Here is a 23,979-nt window from a genome sequence, read left to right as displayed (position 1 = left end):
TCCTCGGAATAGCTTGTGTCACTGTATTCACCCCTTGCCCTATTTACTTTTACACTTGTAATAACATACTCATACGACAATATTACAAGTGTAAAAGTAAATTGTCAACTTTATCCTGTTTATTCGGTGGTATAGTATGAAGAAAAGAGCAAGGAGCCGAAGCTATGACAGATATTATGCCTATTGTGCAAGGGACGCCGGAAGAGGGCGAATATATCCGTAACCAATTGATCAAGTTCAATGCGCAGCATGCCCCTGGACGTTACGAACCGATCAACCTTGCTATCAAGGCCGAGGACGGCCGGGTGGTCGGTGGGCTGCTGGCCGCTCTATGCTGGAACTGGGTCGAGGTCCATATCCTGTGGGTGGATGAATCTCTGCGGGGACAGAACTACGGCTCACGCCTCTTGCAGCAGATCGAGCAGATTGCCAGGGAGAAGGCCTGTACCTTGATTAAGCTGGATACCTTCAGCTTCCAGGCGCCCGACTTTTACCGGAAGCACGGGTATAGCGAATTCGGGGTACTCGAAGATGCTCCGCAAGGCTTCCAGCATTATTATTTCAAGAAGGACCTCCGGTAACCTTGTCTTGGCAGAAAATAAGCCTCTAAAGCAAGGGGTGACTAGGCGATTCGAGCACATCGAGTGCACAAAGAAACCGTTCCTTTCGTAAATGGTTGATCGAACTTCCATTTTACGAAGAAACGGTTTCTTTTAGTTGTGAGAAATTGAAAAGAGGTGTCCCCCAGCCATTTTCATGGCTTTTGGGACAGCCCCTTACGTATTCCAAGAATTATTGCTGTTTACGGTGTAGCTTCGTAGACATCGACATTGCCTTTTACTGCTCCCCAAATGTGAACTCTGTAATGTGTACTTGTTGAAAGATTCCAATACGTTGTTGTTTGAGTTGTGTTGTAAGTGAATTCTTTTGTTTCAACTGTATAATAGTAGCCTCCAAAAAACCGCCACTCATCTACCCCAACCGAATAAGTCGTATTGTTTGTTGAGCCGTTTTTCTGACCAAGAGTGTAGATAGTAATTCCAGAATAACCACTAGATAAAGTAATATTTTTGTTGATTTGATAATGATTGGTCGCTTCTATATTAGCTGACCACAAATAATTACTGCTGTATAATGGTTTCACTATTCCATTTGATTCGAATTTATTATAAATAATAGCAGTCCCTTCTCCCTCAGTAACAGGGGTTCCAGGCGGTGGCGGGGTAGTTGCAAAGGCAGTGCTTGGTAAAGTTGCCAAGGCAACTAAAGAAGAAAATAGAATTTTTTTGATCTTGTCCATAAAACTTTCCTCCTATTATTTTTTTTTGGTATAATATGGTTAGTAGTGCTATGGTGAATATTATCATATAAATTATTGTAAATAAATGTTATTGGAGGGAATATATGAAAAAAATAATATTGTTAAGTTTAAGTGTATTCTTATGTGGCGGCGCTGTGCTTAATACGGGTTGCTCTAATTCAAAAAATTATGCCTCTGATAAGGTTTCAAGGCAAGACACAGGTGAAACTTCTAAGTTAGAATCGGAAAGGATTGTAAGTAATTATTGGAAGGCAATATCAGATAAAAATGGAGAAGACGCATATAAAATGCTTGATCCTAATAATCGTCCAGATAAAGATAAATTTGTTGAAAGTGTAAAAAGATCGAATATCTCTCAGGTAAAGATTAATCAATCCGAGAAAATAAATGACCAGTCTTTTAAAGTTTTTATAGATTTTACAGATGGAAAAAAAGAATTTGAGAAGGTCCCCTTTACAACCGTTTTGAATGGAGGAAGTTGGTTTGTACGTATAAACACTGATCCTGATAAGGGAGAAACGCTGACTCCAAAGAGATAAAGATTTTACTTTGAAATTTATCCAGAAGTATCACTCATTGAACTATAAAACCTATAACTTACTATTAGTAAGCCATGGTGAAGGTTTGTGATTGAAGAAATTTTGATATCCTAAATCTTTTACCGACATGGCGATCGGCGAAGAGCTCGAGTTGCTGACGCATGAGCAGGTCGTCGCCGTAGCGAAACGCATATTCATTGAGCTGGTACAGCGGCAGGTTGAGCTTTAGGTGAGGTCGTTGTAGCTAAAAATGGATTTCATCCATCACGACTACTTTCCAGGTTTTCATAAACCGAGGTTTTCGTATTATTAGGTCAGCCAGAAACTGATATGCTCCCCTTTAGGTAGACAGGTGAAATAATAAAACCTTTCTACCTAAAGGGGAGTTTTTTCATGTCGAAAATAAATGAGTACTGCGGGGAAGACAAATTAGCGATTCTGAAGGAGTATGAAGCAGGATGGGGATCACGAAGTGAGATCGCCTGTAAATATAACATTAACGTCAGTACTTTGAAGGAGTGGCGACGTCGTTATGAACTGTACGGAGTCGAAGGGTTGGCATTTCGTGCAGAGAATAAGAGCTACTCTATGGAACTTAAACTTCAGGCTGTTCAAGATTATTTATCTGGAAAGTACTGACAGAATGAGATCCTAAAGAAGTATCGTATAGCAAGCCGTACACAACTCCGAAACTGGATTAAGAAGTATAATAGTCATAGCGGTTTAAGACCGTACAAGAACGGGGGCGGAGCCACTATGACAAAGGGACGGACAACGACTTGGGAAGAACGAATGGACATCGTCACGTATTGCCTTTCGCAAGATCGAAACTATCACAAAACAGTAGAAAAGTATCACGTTTCTTATCAGCAAGTTTATGGATGGGTAAAGAAGTACGATACAAGTGGCGAGGATGCTTTGCGCGACGGCAGAGGACGCACGAAGGCACCTGAAGAGTTAACCGAGGCCGATCAGCAAAAGCTCGCCATGAAGAAACTGGAGTACGAAAATGAGCGTTTACGAGCGGAGAATGCTTTCTTAAAAAAGTTACAGGAACTTCAAAGGAGGCGTCGCTAAGCGGGCATCGACAGGAAAACATGTACCTCGCGATCCAATCCGTGCAGCAGGCAGAATCGCTTAGCATACAGCTTCTGTGCAAGGTTGCAGGGATTCCAAGGTCAAGTTACTATAAGTGGCTCCATCACAAGCCTAGCCAACGCCAGTTGGAGAACCAGGAGCTGACGGCAGTCATGATGGCGTTGCATGAGAAGGTTGAAGGCATCTTCGGCTACCGTCAATTAACGCTACACCTGAGACGGAAAACCGAAAAACAGATGAACTACAAACGTGTGTACCGCCTGATGAAGATACAAGGGATACAATCCGTCATCCATAGGAAGAAAAAGAAATATGAGTATGCTACGCCGCAACATGTTGCTGAAAACGTATTAAACCGTCAGTTTCAAGCGGAAACTCCGAATGAGAAGTGGCTAACAGATGTCACTGAATTGAAGTACGGCAACGGTCAGAAAGCCTATTTAAGCGCAATTCTCGACCTTCATGATAAATCGATTATTTCTTATGTGCTGGGGCATTCCAATAATAATCCGCTCGTGTTCTAGAGTAAAGGGCTGAAAATTATCAGCCCCTCCTCATCAAACCGTACGCGAGGTTTTCCCTCATACGGCTTTCCGATGTTCGTCATTCATGGGCATGCGGATTACAATAGCGTTTTGAGTCCATACTGTGTCGCCAGGAACCTGACCTCGCGGACCGAGCTCGCCCATCGTGAGCGTTGTCGCTTCTTCGCATACCATCTTGACAGCCGTTGTACGATGTACCAATCCAGCTTCGCCATCTTCGATTGACTGTAGGCCGTGTAGTAATAGTTTCGCAAGCCCTGTATTTTGGGGTTCAGCCATTCTACATGCTCTTGGAATGTCTTATGTCGCATCCTCGGCGGCGCCAATCTTTTCTTTACCACTTCCCGAATGCGCTCTTCTGCCTTTCGGGTTAGCCATTGTTGGGTGGTGTAGTACACGTTCCCCTTGGACGTTTCAGCTTTCGTCTTGCGATGGTGCATACCGAGAAAGTCGAAACCCTCCTCTCCCGTCCAAAGGCCCACGATTCGGGTTTTTGTCGGATGTAACGTAAGTTCCAGACGCTCCATGATCGTGCGTACAAGTTCGTATGCTCGATCTGCGTCTTTCCTTGTCTTACACACGATGACGAAGTCATCCGCGTATCGCGTCAGTTCTCCGGTCCCGCTGCCATGTCTCTCCCACAGGATGTCGAGGTAATTCAGATAGATGTTTGCCAAGAGCGGTGAGATGACCCCGCCCTGTGGCGTTCCTAAATCCGACCGCCTCACCATCCCTTCCTCCATAACTCCCGCCTTTAACCACTTTCGCACCAGTTTCAGGATACGTCTGTCGCTGATTCGCATTCCCACCAGCTTCATCAGCTTCTCTTGATTGATGGTGTCAAAGTAACCTTGGATGTCGACGTCGACCACCCAATTCCCTTTGCGGTTGCATGCTTTTCGGATACGGTCCAGCGCTCCCTTCGCGCTTCGCTTCGGTCGAAATCCGAATGAGGCTTCCTGAAAATCCGCTTCAAAGATCGGTTCCACGACCAGCTTTGTTGCCATCTGTATGACGCGGTCTCGAATGGTTGGAATCCCGAGTGGTCTTTGTTTTCCATCTTTCTTCGGGATGTATCTCCGCCGGACGGGCTGTGGGTGATAATCGCCTTCTTTCAGGAGCCGATGGCATTCGTGCAGGAAGATATGCTCTCCTTGCTTTTCAATGTCAACTAGCGTTTCTCCGTCGATGCCAGCCGCTCCTTTATTTGCTCTCACCCTGCGCCAAGCTTCCCACAGGATTTCCATTCGGTAGACCTTGTCGTACAACGCATGGAATCTTCGCTTCTTACTTTCCTTGGCCGCATGACCTAGTTTCTCTTGGAGTTGTTGAACGTTTTCCTTTGGTGTCGTTAGCCGTTTGGCATTCACTGACTCGTACCTCCTTAAGTAACATGAACAAAGCAGGGCGCCTTCCCTCCCACAGGTTGTGTTGTCCTGCGTTCTTCGGTACTATTCACCCCTCGGACTCCCTTCCTGCAGACGGCTCACTTCACCTTTTCTGGCTTATAGATCGTCTCTTTACGGTTTCAAAAAAATCCCGTGCAGGGGAGGGTCTCCCCAGTTCACTGCATCTTCTTTCCTACCATGCCATTCCCCATACGCCGGAGGATTCTTCGTTACCGCTCCAAGTTCTTCGTAACTTCCATGGCCTTCATCCAGTTCCACGGGATTCGGCTTCCTCTTGTCCCTCTTGCGAGGCCTTTTTGACGACGCGGCAGGATTCACTTGATGTTACGGCCTGGTGGGTTGCTCGCCCTGTCTCTGACAGGTACTTTTGTCGATACGCTCTTACGCACAGATTTCTCCATACGCAAGTATCCAAGCTACGCGGGGACTTGGCTCTTCCCGCGACCGGACTTTCACCGGCTAGAAGATGCGTGCTTAGCTGGGCACGCTAAAACATTAAAGTTGGCGCTAAGGCAGCGCCAAGGAGCAAAACGCTCCTTCATAGCGACCGGGGCTTCCAGTATACATCTCAAGGCTTTAAGCGAATGGTGGACAAAGCTAAAATGAAGCAGAGCATGTCCCGAGTTGGACGTTGCATGGATAACGGTCCAATGGAATCTTTTTGGGGAACGTTGAAATGTGAGAAGTACCATTTACATAAATACCAAACCTTTGACCAGTTGAAGAACGCCATTGATGATTATATTCACTTCTATAATTACGAGCGATTGCAGAAAAAACTAGACGGCCTCAGTCCCATGGAATTCAGGGCTAAGGCCGCTTCATAGATCTTTATTTTTTGCACTGTCTACTTGACGGGGAGCAGTTCAAAACTTCTGGTTGGCCTATTTTTATGGTCGTTCTATGATGGTGGTAGCGGGAGAAAACGGCGTCTTTTGGTCACAGCCCCTGTTGCAAAAACGTTCTCCCACTACTCCCAAATGACTATGTTTCAGCTGCTTGGGACATTTGACCTTCAATCACAAGCGAAGCTATGGGATTGGAACTATGGTGGGATTGCTGGCGAATCTAAAACGGGAGATTACTATGGAGCCAGTATTAGGTGTGAATGTAGCGAAAGGTTCTAGTATTGTACCAGCCTTTCTGAAACGGAACGAACCGTACGGGAGATTGGAGAGCATCCCGCACGAAGAGAGTGGGTTTGAGCGTTTAGGGGAACTGTTGGCTGAGTTAAAAATAAGAACCATGACGGATCCCGTCGTGGTTCTCAAAGAGACAGCCCATTATCATCGTGGACTTGTTGCCTATCTAGAACACAGTGGATGGACCTACTTTATCGTCAATCCGTTACAAGCTAAACGAGCGAGAGCGGTACAGTTACGAAAGATGAAGACAGATGCGGTGGATGCCTGCATTTAGCGGAGATGTACGATCGAGGAGATGTCACGCCGCATCTTACATGGGATGAGACGTTTGTGGAGCTTCAACACGTGACCAGACAGCATGCATTTGTAACCGGGATGTTTGTGCAAGCCAAGTTAAATATGAGGGCCCTGTTAGACCAGGTCTTCCCGGCTTATGAGAAGGTGTTTCACGATCAGTTCTCAGTCACATCTCTAAAGGTACTGATTAGTTGTCTGGAGGGACGTGTTGAAAATCTTGTCGAGGAGATCCAAACATGTACAAGGAGGTCTCATGCTAAGCGTTGGGTCGAAGAGAAGCGAAACGTCTCAAGGAAGTTCTGCTGGATTGAAACGATCAACCGAGATTCAATCTTAAACCGTTGCTTTGCAAGGCATGGTCTCCTTGCTGCTCTCGTTTACCGAGCAACTGAGCGAGTTGGAGAAGCAAATGGACGAGATTGCGTCGAGTCTCCCTGAGGTAGAATGGGTGAAAGGCATACAGGGCCTAGGAGATAAACTTGCAGCTGCGATTGTCGCAGAGATTGTAAGCGTAGAGCAGTTTAAACATGCGAAACAACTCGTTGCTTTTGCAGGAATAGACCCGGGAATATTCAGCTCAGGCAAATTTACGGCAACAAGTTCACGGATTACAAAGCGTGGCTCAAAGAGGCTGCATCATGCTTTGTATTTAGCGGTACAGTGTGGGATTCGTGGGAGTATCAACTCCAAAATTCGAGAGTACTACGACAAAAAAAAGAGGGCAAGCCTTACAAGGTGGTCGTGATTGCTTGCGCCAACAAGCTTCTCCATCACATTTATGCCATCCTTAATAAACGCCAGCCCTACCAAACCCAAATCCATATTTATCCATGTACTTCACGCCAATGAAGGTTATTTATCATATCTTGATTTAGTATACCAGCAACTTAGTGTACTCCAAGATTAAAATACTTGACAAGTAATTAGCTGGTTTTTAGTTATCTCTAGTGACGGATGGGCAACGTATAGTAATTAAACGCTTGGTCCAACAAGGCACTGGCTTCTTGGCGCTTCAGAAGCTGCTTGGAACGGAAGTTGACCGAACCGTCCGATTGGTTCTTGGTATCCGGGTCTATGATACCTTGGGATACAAGCGCCTGGATAGCTTTCTCAGCCCAAGCATCCGTTTCGCCACTCAATTTGACGTTCGTTCCAGGCTCCACCTGCCTCAGGTTTTGGATCATGACCGCTGCCATCTGTCTCGTGATCGGAGCATTAGGCTGATAATCAGGCACCCCGGTCATCATCTGTTTCTTATTCGACTCCGTCATGTAAGGCATGACCAGCCACCCTTGGGCACGCAGCAGCACGTCAGAGAATTCTGCCTGTGTCATCGTTCCTTGCGGATCGAAGAGGCCCGATGACTTCCCGCTCATGACCTTCAAAGCATGGAGATTGTCAATATAGGACTTGTATGGACTATCCTTAGGTACATCGGTAAATGGCGAAGTCACGTTGATTTTTTGGGAATACGCTACAAGATCTGGAGACTGCGTGTAGTAGTAATAGGCAATTTGACCCGCCTCATTTTTATTAAACGTCAATTTAGTACCGGATTCATCCTCAAATAATAAAGGGTGGATCATGTTCAGCGTGTGTTTGCCTGCAGCTGACTCCATTACTAACTTTCCATCCGAATAGGAAACCTTCGCCCTCAGGGAAGCAAGACGCGTGTTTTCATACAGTCCCACATAGTCTTGAGCCTCCTTCTCGCTGATGGCCGTGTAGGTAGACTTTGAAACTTCCGTTTTCCTCGGATAGTAATGATTCATAAACTCCTCATATACGTCCAGGCTCATCATGGAGTCGTTATTGTAGGACATGTAAAACCCTGTATTCTTGTCGGGCAGAAGAACAATCAAGGAAGAATGCCCGGTCACATTCCCTCCTTTTAAAACCACATTCTGATCATTCATTTTTTCTCTGAAATAGCCTTCGAACCCAATCGTTGTAATGGGAATGGTTTTATCCGCAAATAATTGGTAGGTTTGCATCTGCTCCACCCCCTTGGGGCTCAAGATTTCTTTCCCCTCATATTTCCCTTGGTTCAGATACATAAGGAGGTACTTGGCCATGTCGTTGGCTGTCGAGACCATGCCGCCTTGAGGCCTTTCCGTTGGATTAAATCCCTCCAAGGGCTCGAACTCGCCAGCCGGGTTATAGTGGGAAGCCATTCTGCTCAGCAATTCGGGCGTAAAGCGCACACTCGTGGAGGTCATGCCTAACGGCTTGAAAATATGCTCATCCATATACTGGGAAAACGGCTTGCCTGCTACGTTCTCTACCGCATAGCCCGCTAGCATGAAGCCAAAATTGTCATACGTGTACGCTTCTCCCGGTGGCCTGACGACCGTTGGCATATGCGAGGCGATGTACGGCTTCAGTGGGAAGTCTTGATTCACAAATTCGGGAGATGATCCCGTGGCGATATCCGGCAAGTCAAAGCCGCCTGCATAGGTAAGCAGGTCATACATCGTCAGTTTTTTACCCGTTGTATTCGGAACCTTCATTCCTCCCAAGTACTCCTGGATGTCCTGTTTGAGATCGATTTTCCCCTGATCGACCAACTGCATAGCGGCCAATGCCGTGAATGACTTAGTCACAGAGCCGATTTGGAAAACGGTATTTGAATCCACCGGAGTCTTCTTCTCCTTGTCGGCATACCCATAGCCTTTGCTTAAGATCACTTTCCCATCCTTGACGACTGCGAAATTAGAACCTACGGTATTGAACTTCTTCATCTTGTCTGCGAATACGCCATCTGCAAATGCCTCAAGTTCCTTGGCATCCTGTGGCCCCTCCAAGCTAACCTTATCTGCAGCAGGTGCGGGGGATACGTTGGTGGGTCCGGTACACGCAGTAGCTATCGTAGCTGATAATAGTAGAACTGCAAGACTGGAGGTGCGAATCTTTTTGTTCATGAATGATTTCTCCTTTACTTCTTGTTTGCCATAACGTTCGGCTAAGTCGAGTATGGCAAAAGGCTTGTCATCTCAACAAGTTGCATTCCGTCATGACTATCCAAAGCGCCTTCTATTGTGTCATATGACAGAATGGCACTGCGTGAAATGACAAAGAAATCAGTAAGATACATCTATGATTCCTTTAGAAAGGACGATGGATCTTTCATGAAACAAACGCTTCTCCTGTTCATTCAAAACTTCTACTTTCTGCTGTTTACTTTCATTAGCGGGTTGTTTTATTTCAGCTTTTATTTGCTCGGCATTACGTTAGGCTTAAGCCTCTCCTTTACCTTGATAGGCATTCCCTTGCTTACTTTTATCCTGCGAACCACTTCGACTTTCGTCCAATACGAACGTATACAAACCAAGATTTATACCAATATCACCGTTCAGCCTTATAGAGGCCAAACAAATCCGGAAGGCCCTTTTTGGATACAAGCCAGAGAGGAGCTTCTCGACCGCCGCAACTGGCAGGCCGTCTTATGGTTAATGCTCAAATCCGTGATCGGTATATTCAGTCTGATCGGTGCCTTCGTGCTGTACGTGATCCCCCTGTTATTGATCCTGGCTCCGATTCTCGTCTACGGATTCAACGTCTACTTCTTCGGGCTAGTCATCGATACACTCCAGGAATCTCTTCTGATGACAGCCGCGGGGCTCGGCGTCGTACTCCCCTTTGGTTGGATAGGCCATCGCCTCGTTCGAATGATCGGGATGTACACGCGCTCCATCATTCAAAGTTTAATTCACTAAGCATTTATCCTATACTAATGAGGATAGCGAAGAGAAACCGAAGGTTTATTAGGGGTTGATGAATATTGTTTGAGATGGTAAAGCAATGGTTCTGGTATGATTGGTTCATGCTCGTGGTTCGCCTGATGTTCAGTGTATCGCTCCTATTCACGACCCTTCACTTCCAGGATCAAATCCCTCTGCCGATTTGGGGGCTTATTTTTTGGCAGTTGATCGCCTTCTCCGCCCCATGGCTATGCTTGCTGCTGAACTACAAGTACTATCTGCTTGCAGAAATCATCCTGTCCGGCGGATTAAGCTTATATTTAACATCGTTATTTCCAGAAGCTTATCTTTCTTTTTTAACTCCTGCTTTCTTGATTGCCGCTAATAGTGCAGCTACGTCTTATCGGTGGTCGGGTCCTATGACCATGCTTGGTTTCCCTCTGCTCATCTATGTCGTCTCCGAACAGAGTGACCCCTTGGCCGTGATGCTTCACACCGTATTAGCTTATGCGGGCGGATTCGCCTTTCATCTGCTTGTCGTGAATCACCGTCAAAGCGAAATCATTCGTGAACAGAATCGCATCTTGGAACAGTATTTGTCTCAAATCGAGCGCATCACGTTAGCTGAGGAACGTCATCGGCTGGCTAAGGATCTCCATGATACGATCGGTCATTCCTACACTTCGATCATGATGAGCTTGGAGCAATTGCGCCCAGAGCTTTCCGCGACAGCAGGGGAACAAAGGCTGGAACCGCTGCTGGAATTAACGCGTAAGGGACTGGAAGAAGTCAGGACATACCTGCATCAGATGGAGTCCCCGTATGAGAGGCTTCCGCTGCTGGAGTCCTTGCAGCAGTTGGCTCAGGAGTTTCAAGCACATGCCAATGTGCCCGTTCGTTTCCGAGTATTTGGTGAGGAGTACCCTTTATCCCAACAGGCCAAAATGACCTGCTACCGCTGCTTGCAAGAATCATTAACCAATGCCGTGCGCCATGGACAAGCTACAGCTATTACCGTGACTCTACAGTTCGAGGAGCGGCAGCTCCGGCTGGAGGTACAGGATAACGGGAACGGGATGGCGATCCGACAAGAAGGCTTCGGTCTGACTGCGATGAAAGAACGTGCGATGAATTTGCAAGGACAAGTCTCGGTGTATTCGGAACCTGGACAAGGCACCCTCATTGTATGTACGCTGCCGAGACAAGCCGAGCGGCCTGATGAAGTGATTCGCTTGCTGATCGTCGACGATCAGCCCTTTATCCGTGAAAGTCTTCATGCCCTGTTGAAGGCACACAAGGATTTGGAAGTCGTCGGCTTGGCGGAGAACGGGGAGCAGGCCATTCAGCTATGTGAGGAGCTCAGCCCGCAACTCATCCTGATGGACCTGGATATGCCCACCATGAATGGCATGACGGCAGCCCGAATATTGAAAGAAAAGTGGCCGCATATGCCCATTCTCATTCTCACGGCCTTTCAAGATCCCGAACAGGCCCTGGAAGTTCTGCGGAGCGGAGCGGATGGGTATCTGCTGAAAACGACAGACCCTCGTGTACTTGCAGAGAACATTCGACTCGTATATCGCGGCGGCACGCTGATCGATCCAGATATCTCATCTCAATTGTTTGGGCAGCTTGAAACCGAGAAGAATGACCCGGAATCGGCCGAGCCCCCGACAACGAACACCTTTGACCTCACTGCACGCGAGCTTGAAATATTAACCATGTTATCCAAGGGACTTCGTTATAAAACGATTGCCTCCAAACTCTATTTATCGGATGGCACCGTACGGAACTATGCTTCATCCGCATACCTGAAGCTCGGCGTGCGCAACCGGGAAGATGCTGTGCAAAAGGCAATGGACGCCGGGCTTCTATAGCCTGGTGCAGCACTCGACTTCACCCGGGCGACCTACTTTCACTTCAAAAAAAGCAGCCTCCCCCTAACCGGGAGAAGCTGCCCTTGACACCTCAGCCGCTTACTGAAATTGCGGCAAATAGGCTCTATGCACCTGCAAGTATTCATCGAGAATTGACTTGGCTACTGTGAAGGAAGGAACCATCGGATGCACCGTCAGAGCGTTTAGCGCGGCTTGGTAATCCCCCTTCACAGCGGCTTCCACCGTCAGGCGCTCATACGTTTTGACCGGCTGGATCAACGACATCGCGAGGTCAGAAATTTCGCCGACCGTCAGCGGCGACGGGCCGTTCTGATTCACCAGGCAAGGCACCTCGACGACATCATCGGGCTTCAGACCTTGGATTGTCCCGCGGTTCGGCACATTGAGCGTCAGCACCTGCTGCTTATTCAAGTGAATGCCCTTGATCACATTGATGGCGAGCCCTTCATAGCCCTCTTCCTCGAATTGGTTGAGCGCCGGAGCCTCACTCTCATGGATATTATGCAGCTGCCCGGACGTTTCCTTCGACATATACGTGCTGGAGCGCTTATCCAGCGTGTCGTTATAATCCTTCCAAGCCTCGGCCAGCTTGCCTTCACGAACCAGTGGAGCGATCCGCTCCAACAGGGGACGGTTCAGCTGCACAATCTGTTCCCCGCGGGTTTCCCCCGCCTGCAAGATATGTCTAACCGATTGATCGTGATAATAGAAATAGTACAGGTATTCGTTCGGCAGCATCCCGATGTTGCGGATCAGCTCCGGCTCGAAGAAGCTGAACACATGCGCGGACTTGGCCAGCTCCTCGAAGCGGTCCAGCAGCACCGGCATCTGATCGACGCCATCGAGGTAGACTCTCGGTATCCAGCCCAAGTGGTTCAGGCCATAGTAATCGACCTGTAGCCGTGAGAAATGTACCCCGAGAAACCGGCTCAGCGCATTCTTCATCCCCGCATGCGCGTCGCAGATGCCGATGGCCTTGCAATGGCCGTACGTATTCATCGCTTGGGCGAGCAGGCCGGACGGGTTGCTGAAGTTGAGCAGCCAGGCGTTGGGAGCCTCTTCATGAATAATGCGCGTGTATTCCAGCATCACCGGAATCGTCCGCAGCGCCATGGCGAAGCCGCCCGGGCCGGTCGTTTCTTGTCCCAAGACGCCGTGCTTCAAAGCAACGCGCTCGTCATGTACCCGGCTTTCTTCTTGGCCTACGCGAACCGCAGAGAAAATAAAGTCGGCGCCGCGGACGGCCTCCCGGATATCCGTAGTAAACGTAACTTTAAATGTAGACCCCTTGGATTCTGCGATATACCTCGATAAGCCGCCCATGATGCGGAGGCGCTGCTCATCGTTATCAAACAAAGCAACTTCGTCAAATTGAAGCTCCTCCGAATGCCGAATCAATCCGTTTACCAGCAGTGCCGTTCTCATCCCTGCGCCACCCAAAATCGCCAGTTTCATCATCTTGCGCCTCCCCGAATATGACCGTTTTTATTTAAATGAAGATAGTACCTGCTCCCATGTAGGTGAAACTGCATTACCGCCAATGCCCTGAACCGATTGGGCTCCGCAGTAATTGCCGAGCCGGATCGCATCGGTCAACTCCCAGCCCTTCAGTACGCCCGTCAGCAAGCCGGCTAGAAAGTTATCGCCGGCTCCCGTCGTATCGACAGGGTCTTGCACAGAAGTGACGGGTACATAGCGAATCCCATCCTCCGCCCGGAACATGGCCCCGGCCGGCCCCAGCTTGATGACCGGGGTACGAACCAGATTGCACAGCATCTTAAGGGCTTCCTCGGGACGATCTTGCCCCGATATCGCCAGAGCTTCGGATAGATTCGGCGTAAACCAATCCCCCAGCCGGAGCAGCTCCTTCAGCTCCGTGCTATAGATCCATTCATCGTCCCAGCCGATATCCAGCACGATGGTCACTCCTTGGTCGCGCGCCTTCCGTATGACAGGCTCATATTCACGCCGGGCGTTAATGACCAGCATGCTCGTCTCCATCCGGTCCAGCGTATCCAAGAGATACGCGATGTACCCTTCGTGATCCAGCGAGTCCTGATACGTGACGAATGCGCGGTCTCCACCGCAATTGATAGCCGCCGTCACTTGACGGAAGGATCTTCCCGCGTGGTACACATGCTCCGTGGACAAGCCTTCCTGGCGCAGCTGCTCCTGGATAAACTTGCTGAGAAAATCCTCTCCCAACGGAGCTAGCACGCCTACCTTCATCCCCAGCCTCGCCATGGCCACCGACGTAATATAGGTGCTGCCCCCGCACGTAATATCGAAGCCTTGGCTGAATACCTCCTCACCCGGCTCCGGCATCCGGGGAACACCGGAGAAGATCAGATCCGTGAAGATAGGTCCGCAAATCAATATATCGTAGTTGTCCATAACTCGTTCTCCTTGTAGCTTAGGCGGATAGTAACTTCTTCATCTCTTCCACGCATTCCTGAAAATGAGGATAAAAGCGAAACTCAATTTCCATATTGACGATCCCCTCATAGCTCCTCAGCCAGTCGAATACCTCCGGGTAAGGGATCGAACCCCACCCTATCGGAAGATGCAGGTCCCCGTACCCGTAGGGCAGGTTGCTCATATAGCTCTTGGCGTCCTTCAGCTTGCCAAAATTATCGTGCACATGAAGATGCAACACGTAAGGGAGCGCATCGAGAATCGCATCCTTGAAATCATAACCGTACGCGATGGAGGTCAAGTAACAGTGCCCGATATCTAAGGTCATCCCGACATTCGGCAACCCGACCCGCCTGATATGCCGGACCACGTCCTGTGGACGAATGCCATACGTATACTCCTGCCTGATGTCATACCAGATATTATTCTCAATTCCTATTTGAACCCCTGCTCCCTGGGCCAATCGCCCAAGCTCACGCAGCCGATTCGCATCTTCATCCAGCAGGATGGCGAACAGCTCCTCATGATACTTTTTTCCGTATTGCTTAAAATAATGCTCCAGATTGGAGTCGTTCAGCACCGCATACGAGCTGTGGTATACGATCGTATCGCAGCCGATCGCAGACGCCAGCTCGATGCCGGCTTCAAAGCCGCGATAATAGTCCTCGCCCTTCTCCAGCGACATCAAATTCAGCTCGTAAGGAAGATGCAAGGTGTAACCGAGCTTGAAGCGGTCCAGCACACGGCGCACCAGTTCCAGTCGCCTAGGATGCACACGCCCCCCGATAACGACGTCCAGTCCATGCATAATCAACTCGGCATAGTCGCAGCCTGCATCCGCGATATAGCCCAAGTGCTTCTCCAGAGCATCCAGATCGCCGTTCACCATATCGGCATTGAGACTGATTCCGATTCCTCTTACGCTCACCCTTGATCCCTCTCCCGGTTATTTAATCTTATAAAAAGGTAATGAGCAGGATTTCTCCGGCTGCACTATTCTTTCAGCAACAACTTGTAGTAACAAATATTAATATCAATCTAATATTCGAAGTTGTTACTACATTTCAAATATATTATCATAACAAAACATTGTCAACATGATTTTCCTTGTTAGGGCCCGTCTTCTTTCTTTTTAAATGATAGTAATTTCGCATTATAAAAGCGAATTTCAGTTGGTTTTTAGTCACGCTTGTTGTAATTGATGCTCGAAAAGGTTTAGAATATAGCTATCTATTTTTATTTCTCAATAATTTGTTACAACCTATTTTGATGGTTTGGATCACATTTGGGGGAAGGCGTGTCACGATGGAAGGAAAACAAGGAGCATCCTTATATATTAGCGTGAAAGAAAAACTCCACGATCTGATCAAATCGGGCAAGTATGCTCTAGGGGATAAGCTGCCAACTGAGTCTGAGCTGGGTCAGGAATACGAGGTTTCCCGCACTACCATCCGGCTGGCTCTGCAGCAGCTGGAGTTCGAGGGGCATATTCAGAGAATACAGGGAAAAGGGACCTTCGTCTCGAAGCCGAAGATCCGTGAGTCGATTACCCCGAACCTCCGGACTTTTGTCGAGCAGATGAAGGACTTAGGGCTCTCCTCTCACTCCCAGGTCTTGGAGCTTGTCGTGATCCCTGCGGACAGCACCTTGGCGGAAACACTGCATGTCGAGGAGAAGGACCCGGTTGTTAAGCTCGTTCGTTTGAGGGTTGCAGATAGGGAGCCGCTGCAATATGTCACGTCCTACCTGCCTTGGCGAGTAGCTCCCGGCCTCGTGAATGACGATTGCTCTGGTTCCCTGTTCGACCTGCTGAGGTCCAAGTACGAAGTGAACATTTATCGCTCGGTGGAATCGATCGAGCCGGTGCTGACAGAAGAAGCCATCAGCCGCCTACTGGGGGTACCGGCAGGTTCCCCGGCTTTCGCGCTGGAATCGCTCACTTATAATGACAAGGAGCAGCCGATCGAGTATTCGTACGGAATCGTGCGCGGTGACCGCTTCAAGTTTACGATGGAACGATTCGTGAAGTAAACGACTGGCGGGATTGAATAGCCCCGAGGCGGTCGAGAATCCGGTGAAGCAGCCCGGCGGAGGCTTCGCTGCGGCTCAGTCCACTTCGAATATCCGCGGCCGACTGGATATACGGTCCTTCGATCAATTCCGCCGACCAATGCTTCAGCATGGATTCGATGCAGGCCGGCGAGGTTTCCAGATGAAACTGAACGCCGAGAATATGCGGCCCGAGCGCAAAGGCTTGATGCGGACAAGCTGCAGACCTCGCCAGATGTACCGCCCCCTCCGGGAGCTCGAAGACATCCCCGTGCCATTGAAAGCTGGTGAACGTATCCGGCAGCGGAAACAAGCCATGGCTCTGTCCGGTCCGCTCCACCCGGTGCCATCCGATCTCCTTGTGGGCGTGGCGGTATACGCGCCCTCCGGCCAATTCGGCGATCATCTGGGCTCCGAGACAGATCCCCAGCACTTTTTTATGCTGCTCCATTGCTCGCTTAACAAACTGCTTCTCAGGCTTTAGCCATGGATACTGCGCCTCCTCATATACGCTCATCGGCCCTCCGAGGATGATGAGCATGTCGAACGTATCCGGCTCTGGATAAATCGTAAGCTCAGGCGGATAAAGGACGCTCGCTGAATGACCGTTCCGGGTTGCCCATGAGATCAATGCCGATTCGTCATCGAAAGAAAAATGCTTCAACAAAACCAAGTTCATCTGCAAGCCTCCCTATCCGTTCCCCTTCTGAGGATTGGGGCTGGCATGAATGGCATCCATGTCTTCGCCTTCATGCCTGTGAGATTAGCTTACAACAGTTGCTTCGTCTGCTGAAGTACACTTTCCCGAATAGCGGAATACGATGCTTTTTATCTATACAGGCTCATGCCATATGGCCTCAGCGCTCTACTCCCCCTCAAGGATGTCCGCGGTGGACGCGGCGATACCCGAGTTCCTCGGAGACTAACTCCGCATATTTCGTCACATAATAGCTGATTTTCTCGACTTGTTGTGCTGTAAATCGTACCGAAGGGCCCGCACAATTCAAGGACCCTATAACGGTGTGCTCATAGGAGAAAATCGGAGCACCGATCCCCGTCGTTCCTTCTGTCGCTTCGCCCGAAGTTATGGCGTAGCCTCTGCGGCGGATTTGCTCGATATCTTGTTCAATCGCTTCGCGTGACAGAGGTTTCAGAGAGGGGATCCGCTCCCATTGCGCCTGAGCCAACAGCCTCTCTCGCAGGTCAGCGGGCAAATAAGCCAAAATCGCGCGGTTGGAGGCGCCGACGAACAGCGGTAGCCTCAGACCGATCGGCTCCGAGATTTTCAGCAGCTGTGGAGAATCGATGCTATCGATGTACACGCCCTCCAGGTTTTCCCGGGTCGCCAGATAGACCGTTTCCTTGGTCTTGCTGCACAGCTCCTCCATAAACGGGCGGGCCACCGACCGCAGCATCAAGCTGTCCCACATGAGAAATCCGTATTTCATCACGGACAAGCCCAGCTTGTATTTCTTGCTTTTCGGGTTCTGGGTGACCCAGCCGTGCTCACACAGCGAGGCCAGGATCCGGTGGACGCTTTGCACCGGCATCCCCAGCTCGCGACCGATCTCCGTTATACTAACCTCTCGTTCACTTCCTTGGGGAACTAGAAAGTCCAAGATCTGTATAGCCTTCGAAATGACAGACACGCTCCACACACCTCCATTGCCTTAGCTAGAAACAAGAAGCACACCATTTCTTTCTTATATCACGTAATGAATCCTGACATCATTATATTATCAGAGAATCCGATCCTTTTTTCAATCCGTCACACTTTCTTGCGAAATGATGTGATTACAATCACACAGCGTGAAATTCTTCTTCTCCTATACTGGTGGTATGCCGAAGCCATGAAAGTGAGGAGAAATTTATGTTAAGTCAGAAGACCATTCATATCATCAAATCCACCGTGCCGGCGCTGGAAAAGCACGGAACAGACATCACCAAGCGCTTCTACCAGCTGCTGTTCACCGGGCATCCGGAGCTGCTGAACGTATTCAACCATGCGAATCAAAGCCAAGGCCGGCAGCAGACGGCTCTAGCCAATGCCGTGTACGCTGCGGCGCAGCATATCGACAAGCTGGAGTCGATTCTGCCGGTCGTGCGGCAGATTGCCCATAAGCACCGCAGTCTGGGCGTGCGGCCCGAGCATTATCCCATTGTCGGACAAACGCTGCTCCAGGCGATCAAGGAAGTGCTGGGCGACGCTGCTACCGAGGATATTCTGCAGGCCTGGGCCGAGGCTTATGGCGTGATTGCAAACGTCTTTATCGGAGTCGAAGCGGAGATGTATCAGCAGGCTGAGCGCCAAACGGGCGGATGGGCTGACTTCAGAGCCTTCCGCGTGGAACGCAAGGTGCAGGAGAGCAGCGTCATCACCTCCTTCTACTTGGTTCCACAGGACGAAGAAGCTCTGGCTCCCTTCGAGCCAGGCCAATATATCAGTGTGAAAGTGGAGATCCCGGGCGAAGCCCATACGCATATTCGGCAATACAGCCTGTCCGACGCGCCTGGCAATCCTTATTACCGCATTTCCGTTAAGCGCGAGGAGGCCTCCACCGGCAAGCCAGCGGGGAAAGTATCGAATTATTTGCATGAGGGGGTCCAATTGGGGGATGTGCTCTGGCTGTCGGCTCCTGCCGGGGATTTCACACTCGATCGGCAGGATCAGCGGCCGCTGGTCTTCCTGAGCGGAGGCGTGGGATTGACACCGCTGGTCAGCATGCTGAGCACGGTGGCCGATACCCACCCCGGGCGCCCCGTTACCTTCATCCATGCCGCTCAGAACAGCGGGACTCACGCCCTGAAGCAGCAAGTGGAGGAGCTTGCGGGCTGTCTAGAGAAAGCCTCGGTCCACTGGTGCTATAATCAGCCCACCGAACAGGACCGTGAGCAGCAGGTCTATGATAAGGAGGGCTACATCGATCTGGCCTGGCTGAAGCAGGTGGTGCCGACCCGGGAAGCGAGCTTCTACTTCTGCGGACCGGTACCATTTATGAAAGCTGTGAACAGCTTCCTGAGCGAATGGGGAGTTCCTGCGGCCGATATTCATTACGAATTTTTTGGCCCGTCCGGCAGTCTCGATGCTGCCGAAGGCGATGCCCGGGCAGAAACCGCCGCTCCTCAGCGCTAGATCAGGAAGAATTGCGCTCGTCCGCCTGGCTCCGCAGCAGCCGGTTCACCGTCTCGCGGCGCAGCCCGATGAACTGGCCGATCTCGTCCTGCGTCAGCACATCCGTCAGAGCAGCCGGTGAGATATAGTGCTGGAACCAGGCCTCCAGCTTGCGCAGCTTGTCGGCCGGCGAAACGGCCGTCAGTTGATCCATCCGCTGCTGCATCATCCGCAGCTTGTCCTGCAGCTGCAATGCGATGGCTCGGTAGCGTTCAGGGTTTCTCTCCAGCTCCTGATACCAAGCGGCTTCCGGCAGAATCTCGATCTCACTGGTCACGAGCGCTATCGCCGAGCCATAGTAGGGATTAGGACTGATCAGGGAATGATGCGGGATCGTTTCTCCCGGGACGATCACATTGACCAAAATTTGGGAGCCGTCTGGGTGCATCCGCACCACCTTTAACAAGCCGCTTCTCAGGTGGTACAGCGGCCCGGATTCTCCCTGCCTGAATAAAAATTCACCTCTATGCAGAATCATCCAATTAACCTCCATCAGGAAAAGAAGCGAAGACCGGCAGGTTGCGGTTTTCGCTTTTATACGTTTGACTATCATTCCATATCATTATCCCTCTATGAGGCGGGCGCTCGCCTTGGACAGCATCAAGAAGAGGCGGCCGGCGGCTCCACATCTCTAGCATCGACCGGGCAGCTGATAATTTCCAGCACCTCTCCAAACGGCGTGACGCGAATGGCGCTTAGCGCGGCATTCCGGTAGGCGCCAGTATCGATATTCCAGAAATGGGAGGCTTCCTCATATTCTGGACGTCCGGATCGGCAAGGGGTATGGCCGAAAATCTGCAACCTGCCGAGATTTTTGAGCGGTGCGCGGTTCCACAATACTCCCTGCTCATTCCCTTCATCGAAAGGGTACTCCGCCTGCGCCGCTATGCCGGCGTGGCTGATGAAGAGATACTCGTCCTCCCAGACCAGCGGAAGCCTGCCAATCCAGTTCACGACCTCCTGAGCCTTCACCTGCGCTGCCTCTAACTGATCAAGGGTATCCTGACCACCTTGAGGGAGCCAGTATAGATTAGGCCCATGCTCAATATGCTGAACAAATTCGTATTCATGATTGCCCTTGAGAAATACAGCCTGCGGGCCATACCTTTCCTTCAGTTCCCAAACCAGCCGAAGCGTTCCCGGCGTATGCTTGCCCCGGTCGATCAAGTCCCCCAGTTGGACGAGCACCTCCTCCTCGGGATTCCAATGTTCGTCCAGCAGTTTCTGGAAGGTATGCAGGCAGCCGTGCACATCTCCGACAACAAGCAGATTCATAGGTTGATGTTCTCCTTCGACTCACTTCTTGAACGTATAGCTATTCAAGCTCTCCATGCTTCTTATGCGTAAGGATCACTCCATCAAGTCAATGAATGACACAGCCTGCCTGACTCCACTTGAAGGGTCCGCGAGCATGCTGGCCTGGCAGGTGATCCCCGTTTGATCATCCTAAGCTTAAATCTTAGTCTGCGCAAGCCCCCTGAGGCTTCGTCCCGCACGCCATCAGAAAAACCAACATCGCATGGGCATCCGGAGCTTGAACGAACTGGTCATACGACCGGTGCAAAGCCTCGTATTCCTCAGGAGAGATGATTCCGCTGCGGTAAAATCCGGCGAACTGCCCGACATCCAACACCCGCCTGAAGCCTTCGATCCCATGAAGGTCACTATGCTGAATCACCGCCTCCATATCCACATCCGTAAAGCCTGATCCGGAGAGCAGCCGGGGCAAGCTTCTGCCGATATGACGACTCCCTCCCTTGGAGGCCTTCAGCGCGGCTAATTTCTTCAGGATGGACGGGAGCACGTCAATGTCCGGATGGATCGCCCCGAATATGGCATCGTCGACATCGATAATCACGAGCTTGCCGCCAGGCTTCAGCACACGCCGGAGCTCGATAGCCGCCTCTACCGGATCTATCAGATGAAGGAAAAGCAAGCGTGCTATGACAAAGTCGTACGTATCATCCGGCAATTCCGTCCGGTATACGGACCCTTGAATAAAGGTAAGTCTGGATGCGGGGACATCGCTTAGCATTTGCCTCGCCTTACCGAGTAAAACCTCGTCTATCTCCAAGGCGGTGACAGAACCATTCGGCAAGCCCTTCACGAGTTGTTCCGTGATGAACCCCGGGCCGCTTCCGGCCTCCAGCACCTTCATCCCGTCCTTCAAGCCAAATGACCTCAGCGTCCGGTGCTCCTTATCCCAGCCCATGAGTGCCTGCTCCTTTAAGCGCAGCAGCTCAGCCTCTTCTCCAATACTGACCTGCTGAAAATGATAACTAGAGCGACGCTCATCCATCTAGTATTCCTCCTAAGGATTAGTAAAGCCGGTTTCTATAGCTGTCTTCAAGCCTCGCCTGAATCTGCTCGGCATTCATTCCGTCCATCTTCACATGCTTGGACAACATCTGTGCAGCTGACGGCAGCTCTTGGGGACCTAGCCAGGATTCTGGTTCCCACAGCCGCGAGCGCCGGAACGCCTTGGCACAGTGCAGGAAGCATTCATCCACTTGGACGACGATGCCTACTAGAGGCACCTGCTGCCTCACCGCCATCAGGCTCAGCAGCTGCCTATCCTTCGTCAGATACGCCCGTCCGTTAACGCGCAGTGTTTCACCTAGACCGGGGATGAGAAACAGCATTCCGATCTGCGGATTGGACAGAATATTGCGCAGAGTATCCATTCGCTTGTTGCCGGGCCTCTCCGGAATCACTAGATGCTGCTCATCTACAACGTGGACAAAGCCTGGGCCGTCGCCTCTCGGGGAAACATCACATTGGCCGGAAGCATCGGAAGAGGAGAGCAAAGCAAACGGGGATTGCCGGATAAAGTCACGGCAGGCCTCATCCAGCCGGGTAATCGCTTTGCGCTGGACGAGCTCGCTCGGAAACCCCATTAGTGCGCGAAGCTCTTCTTCCGTCGTGATCCTTTCGTTATCATCGGTCTGCTGCATGGGCTTTCCTTCCTTTCAACATGAAGTCAGGTTAGATAATTTTACCATATACACCTCGGCACAAGTGCCCCCATCAGGAAGTTGAGGGGGAAGAATCAGGAACCGCCTGCCTAACCATCTTGCAGAAATAGTACATCCCTTACAGCATAGAAACAGAAAAGGGCCAGAAAACGGATCACCGAATTCGGTCCGTCCTCTAGCCCTTGCTTGCCTGCACTAAACGCATATAAATGATGCTAGATCTACTTTCCTGCCGGTTTTTGCGCTATCAAGCGCAGCCAGCACCATCGCCATGCTATATCGGTTGTCCCGACAGTCCGTTTCCGGAGGGCGCTGCTCCTCCAGTGATTGAAACATCTCCACCAGACAGCCACGATGGCCCTTCAGCGCTTCGTCAGCCGGCTGATCGGCCTCGGCCGGTTCTATCCGGACGTAATCTCGGATAAACTTCCCTTCCTGAGAACCCGCCGCTACGACCTCCGCGTAAGGCTGACCGTGACCGTCCCAGATCGCCGTCCCCTTCTCCCCTACGACACGCCATGCCGCTTCCCAAGAGGTCGGAGCCCCTTCTGCGCACCAGGAGCCCCGGTAGTTAAACACCGAGCCGTCGGACATCTCGAAGATGCAGACGACGGAGGCATGTCCTGCATACCACGAGCCCGGAGGGTTGAACTCATGACAGTAGACCGACACCGGATTCGCTCCCGAGATGAGTCTAGCCTGATCAAAGGTATGGATCGCCATATCCAGCAGCAGCGGGCTGTCCATCTCTTCTCTAAAGCCTCCGAAATGCGCCCCGATGAAAAAGTCGGCACCGATCATCTCCAGACGGCCGACCGTCCCTGAGCCGATCATCCGGCTTAGCGCGCGGATACGGGGATCGAACCGGCGGTTCTGCATGACTGCATGCGTGCGTCCCGTCTCCTCCGCGATGCGCACGATCGCATCGCACTCTTCCATCGTCGCGGCCAGCGGCTTCTCGCCGAAGACATGACATCCCATCCTCATGGCCGTGCTGGCAATCTGAAAGTGGCTAGACGGGATGGTTACATCGAAGACCACATTAGCCCCAGTCCGCTCGATGGCCGTAGCCAGATCCGCGAACGTCTCGCAGGATAAGCCCTTCTTCTCCTTCATCTTGTCCGCGAACTCCAGCTTGAGATCGACCAAGGCCACGATCTCCGTATCCGGCCTCTCCAGAGCGTAATCGATCCAAGCGTTGGACATGCCGCCGCAGCCCGCCACAACCACCTTGTATTTCACCGTCATCTGCTATCGTCTCCCTCAGTGTACACTGCTGCCCAAGACTCAGGCCCTGCTTCGCTTCTGAAGACGCGAACGGAACAACTGAACAATGCGTCAAATCTTCAGCAGCTTGTCCGTCAGTCCCGAGATTCCACACTTGAGCACCCTTCCAATCTTGGTGTACAATTTAA

22 protein-coding genes and 3 pseudogenes are annotated in these 23,979 nt (G+C 50.7%); 12 read left to right on the top strand and 13 right to left on the bottom strand.

Going from position 1 to position 23,979, the window contains the following annotated elements; translation table 11 throughout:
• The first annotated feature begins 164 nt into the window (after positions 1-164).
• Positions 165-581, top strand: a complete 417-nt coding sequence (locus tag WMW72_RS16285; protein WP_341416572.1) for a GNAT family N-acetyltransferase — start codon at positions 165-167, stop codon at positions 579-581.
• Positions 582-802: 221 nt separating this feature from the next.
• Here WMW72_RS16285 and WMW72_RS16280 read toward each other — a convergent pair whose 3' ends face one another.
• A complete protein-coding gene (locus WMW72_RS16280) occupies positions 803-1,300 on the bottom strand; it encodes a hypothetical protein (protein ID WP_341416571.1) in 498 nt (165 codons plus the stop codon).
• A 104-nt stretch (positions 1,301-1,404) separates the two neighbouring features.
• Between WMW72_RS16280 and WMW72_RS16275 the strand changes: the two genes are divergently transcribed.
• The 5 genes and pseudogenes from WMW72_RS16275 to WMW72_RS16255 all read left to right on the top strand — a co-directional run bounded on the left by WMW72_RS16275 (position 1,405) and on the right by WMW72_RS16255 (position 3,482).
• Positions 1,405-1,860, top strand: a complete 456-nt coding sequence (locus tag WMW72_RS16275; protein WP_341416570.1) for a hypothetical protein — start codon at positions 1,405-1,407, stop codon at positions 1,858-1,860.
• Between the two features lie 121 nt (positions 1,861-1,981).
• Positions 1,982-2,089, top strand: a pseudogene (locus WMW72_RS16270) (purine-nucleoside phosphorylase); the annotation flags it as partial.
• Between the two features lie 164 nt (positions 2,090-2,253).
• A complete protein-coding gene (locus WMW72_RS16265) occupies positions 2,254-2,499 on the top strand; it encodes a helix-turn-helix domain-containing protein (protein WP_341416569.1) in 246 nt (81 codons plus the stop codon).
• A 117-nt stretch (positions 2,500-2,616) separates the two neighbouring features.
• A complete protein-coding gene (locus WMW72_RS16260) occupies positions 2,617-2,937 on the top strand; it encodes a helix-turn-helix domain-containing protein (RefSeq protein ID WP_341416568.1) in 321 nt (106 codons plus the stop codon).
• 20 nt (positions 2,938-2,957) lie between these two features.
• Positions 2,958-3,482: an IS3 family transposase gene (locus WMW72_RS16255; protein WP_341416567.1), complete on the top strand. Its 525-nt coding sequence runs from the start codon at positions 2,958-2,960 to the stop codon at positions 3,480-3,482.
• Between the two features lie 98 nt (positions 3,483-3,580).
• Here WMW72_RS16255 and ltrA read toward each other — a convergent pair whose 3' ends face one another.
• Positions 3,581-4,873: a group II intron reverse transcriptase/maturase gene (ltrA, locus tag WMW72_RS16250; protein ID WP_341416566.1), complete on the bottom strand. Its 1,293-nt coding sequence runs from the start codon at positions 4,871-4,873 to the stop codon at positions 3,581-3,583.
• Between the two features lie 563 nt (positions 4,874-5,436).
• Here ltrA and WMW72_RS16245 point away from each other — a divergent pair.
• Both WMW72_RS16245 and WMW72_RS35605 read left to right on the top strand, forming a co-directional pair.
• Positions 5,437-5,739 (top strand): annotated as a pseudogene (locus WMW72_RS16245) (transposase); the annotation flags it as partial.
• Positions 5,740-5,998: 259 nt separating this feature from the next.
• Positions 5,999-7,203, top strand: a pseudogene (locus tag WMW72_RS35605) (IS110 family RNA-guided transposase).
• Between the two features lie 95 nt (positions 7,204-7,298).
• On the opposite strand, the gene WMW72_RS16230 reads toward WMW72_RS35605, so the two are convergent.
• On the bottom strand, positions 7,299-9,275 hold the full coding sequence (locus tag WMW72_RS16230) for a serine hydrolase domain-containing protein (RefSeq protein ID WP_341416564.1): 1,977 nt from the start codon (positions 9,273-9,275) through the stop codon (positions 7,299-7,301).
• Positions 9,276-9,482: 207 nt separating this feature from the next.
• Between WMW72_RS16230 and WMW72_RS16225 the strand changes: the two genes are divergently transcribed.
• The gene (locus tag WMW72_RS16225) at positions 9,483-10,070 is read left to right on the top strand and encodes a sensor domain-containing protein (RefSeq protein WP_341416563.1); all 588 of its coding nucleotides are present in this window, start codon (positions 9,483-9,485) and stop codon (positions 10,068-10,070) included.
• A 65-nt stretch (positions 10,071-10,135) separates the two neighbouring features.
• Positions 10,136-11,932: a response regulator gene (locus WMW72_RS16220; RefSeq protein ID WP_341416562.1), complete on the top strand. Its 1,797-nt coding sequence runs from the start codon at positions 10,136-10,138 to the stop codon at positions 11,930-11,932.
• Positions 11,933-12,031: 99 nt separating this feature from the next.
• On the opposite strand, the gene WMW72_RS16215 is transcribed toward WMW72_RS16220, so the two are convergent.
• Genes WMW72_RS16215 through WMW72_RS16205 form a run of 3 tightly spaced genes read right to left on the bottom strand, consistent with a single transcriptional unit; the run spans position 12,032 to position 15,296 of the window.
• Positions 12,032-13,411: a family 4 glycosyl hydrolase gene (locus WMW72_RS16215; protein WP_341416561.1), complete on the bottom strand. Its 1,380-nt coding sequence runs from the start codon at positions 13,409-13,411 to the stop codon at positions 12,032-12,034.
• Between the two features lie 27 nt (positions 13,412-13,438).
• Positions 13,439-14,347 (bottom strand): carbohydrate kinase family protein, encoded by a 909-nt coding sequence (locus WMW72_RS16210; protein WP_341416560.1) that lies wholly within the window; start codon positions 14,345-14,347, stop codon positions 13,439-13,441.
• Positions 14,348-14,366: 19 nt separating this feature from the next.
• Positions 14,367-15,296 (bottom strand): sugar phosphate isomerase/epimerase family protein, encoded by a 930-nt coding sequence (locus tag WMW72_RS16205; protein WP_341416559.1) that lies wholly within the window; start codon positions 15,294-15,296, stop codon positions 14,367-14,369.
• Between the two features lie 377 nt (positions 15,297-15,673).
• Here WMW72_RS16205 and WMW72_RS16200 point away from each other — a divergent pair, with 377 nt between their 5' ends.
• Positions 15,674-16,399 carry a GntR family transcriptional regulator gene (locus tag WMW72_RS16200; protein WP_341416558.1) on the top strand — a complete coding sequence of 242 codons (726 nt, stop codon included), beginning with the start codon at positions 15,674-15,676 and terminating at the stop codon, positions 16,397-16,399.
• Here the strand turns inward: WMW72_RS16200 and WMW72_RS16195 are convergent.
• Together WMW72_RS16195 and WMW72_RS16190 are read right to left on the bottom strand one after the other, a co-directional pair.
• A complete protein-coding gene (locus tag WMW72_RS16195; RefSeq protein ID WP_341416557.1) occupies positions 16,374-17,096 on the bottom strand; it encodes a type 1 glutamine amidotransferase in 723 nt (240 codons plus the stop codon). The genes WMW72_RS16200 and WMW72_RS16195 overlap by 26 nt on opposite strands.
• Positions 17,097-17,292: 196 nt before the next feature.
• On the bottom strand, positions 17,293-18,066 hold the full coding sequence (locus WMW72_RS16190) for an IclR family transcriptional regulator (RefSeq protein WP_341416556.1): 774 nt from the start codon (positions 18,064-18,066) through the stop codon (positions 17,293-17,295).
• Between the two features lie 221 nt (positions 18,067-18,287).
• Here WMW72_RS16190 and hmpA point away from each other — a divergent pair, with 221 nt between their 5' ends.
• A complete protein-coding gene (hmpA, locus tag WMW72_RS16185) occupies positions 18,288-19,550 on the top strand; it encodes an NO-inducible flavohemoprotein (RefSeq protein ID WP_341416555.1) in 1,263 nt (420 codons plus the stop codon).
• 1 nt (position 19,551) lies between these two features.
• On the opposite strand, the gene WMW72_RS16180 is transcribed toward hmpA, so the two are convergent.
• The 5 genes from WMW72_RS16180 to WMW72_RS16160 form a co-directional block, all read right to left on the bottom strand.
• Entirely contained in the window at positions 19,552-20,067 is a 516-nt protein-coding gene (locus tag WMW72_RS16180; protein ID WP_341416554.1) for a Crp/Fnr family transcriptional regulator, read from the bottom strand.
• Between the two features lie 122 nt (positions 20,068-20,189).
• Positions 20,190-20,864 carry a metallophosphoesterase family protein gene (locus WMW72_RS16175; protein WP_341416553.1) on the bottom strand — a complete coding sequence of 225 codons (675 nt, stop codon included), beginning with the start codon at positions 20,862-20,864 and terminating at the stop codon, positions 20,190-20,192.
• A gap of 184 nt (positions 20,865-21,048) precedes the next feature.
• The gene (locus WMW72_RS16170) at positions 21,049-21,888 is read right to left on the bottom strand and encodes a class I SAM-dependent methyltransferase (RefSeq protein WP_341416552.1); all 840 of its coding nucleotides are present in this window, start codon (positions 21,886-21,888) and stop codon (positions 21,049-21,051) included.
• A gap of 19 nt (positions 21,889-21,907) precedes the next feature.
• Positions 21,908-22,543 carry a pyridoxamine 5'-phosphate oxidase family protein gene (locus WMW72_RS16165; RefSeq protein ID WP_341416551.1) on the bottom strand — a complete coding sequence of 212 codons (636 nt, stop codon included), beginning with the start codon at positions 22,541-22,543 and terminating at the stop codon, positions 21,908-21,910.
• A gap of 216 nt (positions 22,544-22,759) precedes the next feature.
• Positions 22,760-23,812: a Gfo/Idh/MocA family protein gene (locus tag WMW72_RS16160; RefSeq protein ID WP_341416550.1), complete on the bottom strand. Its 1,053-nt coding sequence runs from the start codon at positions 23,810-23,812 to the stop codon at positions 22,760-22,762.
• Between the last annotated feature and the right edge of the window lie 167 nt (positions 23,813-23,979).

It is taken from the genome of Paenibacillus filicis (genome assembly GCF_038070315.1).
GTDB lineage: Bacteria > Bacillota > Bacilli > Paenibacillales > NBRC-103111 > Paenibacillus_G > Paenibacillus_G filicis.
This window is presented reverse-complemented; position numbering and strand designations above follow the sequence as displayed.

Excerpts from the sequence above, each read along its gene's own strand:
- WMW72_RS16285 (WP_341416572.1), top strand. The coding sequence starts at position 165 with ATGACAGATATTATGCCTATTGTGCAAGGGACGCCGGAAGAGGGCGAA.
- WMW72_RS16175 (WP_341416553.1), bottom strand. The coding sequence starts at position 20,864 with ATGAATCTGCTTGTTGTCGGAGATGTGCACGGCTGCCTGCATACCTTC.
- WMW72_RS16260 (WP_341416568.1), top strand. The coding sequence starts at position 2,617 with ATGACAAAGGGACGGACAACGACTTGGGAAGAACGAATGGACATCGTC.
- WMW72_RS16275 (WP_341416570.1), top strand. The coding sequence starts at position 1,405 with ATGAAAAAAATAATATTGTTAAGTTTAAGTGTATTCTTATGTGGCGGC.
- WMW72_RS16160 (WP_341416550.1), bottom strand. The coding sequence starts at position 23,812 with ATGACGGTGAAATACAAGGTGGTTGTGGCGGGCTGCGGCGGCATGTCC.
- WMW72_RS16180 (WP_341416554.1), bottom strand. The coding sequence starts at position 20,067 with ATGATTCTGCATAGAGGTGAATTTTTATTCAGGCAGGGAGAATCCGGG.
- WMW72_RS16265 (WP_341416569.1), top strand. The coding sequence starts at position 2,254 with ATGTCGAAAATAAATGAGTACTGCGGGGAAGACAAATTAGCGATTCTG.
- WMW72_RS16255 (WP_341416567.1), top strand. The coding sequence starts at position 2,958 with ATGTACCTCGCGATCCAATCCGTGCAGCAGGCAGAATCGCTTAGCATA.
- WMW72_RS16230 (WP_341416564.1), bottom strand. The coding sequence starts at position 9,275 with ATGAACAAAAAGATTCGCACCTCCAGTCTTGCAGTTCTACTATTATCA.
- WMW72_RS16280 (WP_341416571.1), bottom strand. The coding sequence starts at position 1,300 with ATGGACAAGATCAAAAAAATTCTATTTTCTTCTTTAGTTGCCTTGGCA.
- WMW72_RS16215 (WP_341416561.1), bottom strand. The coding sequence starts at position 13,411 with ATGATGAAACTGGCGATTTTGGGTGGCGCAGGGATGAGAACGGCACTG.
- hmpA (WP_341416555.1), top strand. The coding sequence starts at position 18,288 with ATGTTAAGTCAGAAGACCATTCATATCATCAAATCCACCGTGCCGGCG.
- WMW72_RS16200 (WP_341416558.1), top strand. The coding sequence starts at position 15,674 with ATGGAAGGAAAACAAGGAGCATCCTTATATATTAGCGTGAAAGAAAAA.
- WMW72_RS16195 (WP_341416557.1), bottom strand. The coding sequence starts at position 17,096 with ATGAACTTGGTTTTGTTGAAGCATTTTTCTTTCGATGACGAATCGGCA.
- WMW72_RS16170 (WP_341416552.1), bottom strand. The coding sequence starts at position 21,888 with ATGGATGAGCGTCGCTCTAGTTATCATTTTCAGCAGGTCAGTATTGGA.
- WMW72_RS16210 (WP_341416560.1), bottom strand. The coding sequence starts at position 14,347 with ATGGACAACTACGATATATTGATTTGCGGACCTATCTTCACGGATCTG.
- WMW72_RS16225 (WP_341416563.1), top strand. The coding sequence starts at position 9,483 with ATGAAACAAACGCTTCTCCTGTTCATTCAAAACTTCTACTTTCTGCTG.
- WMW72_RS16165 (WP_341416551.1), bottom strand. The coding sequence starts at position 22,543 with ATGCAGCAGACCGATGATAACGAAAGGATCACGACGGAAGAAGAGCTT.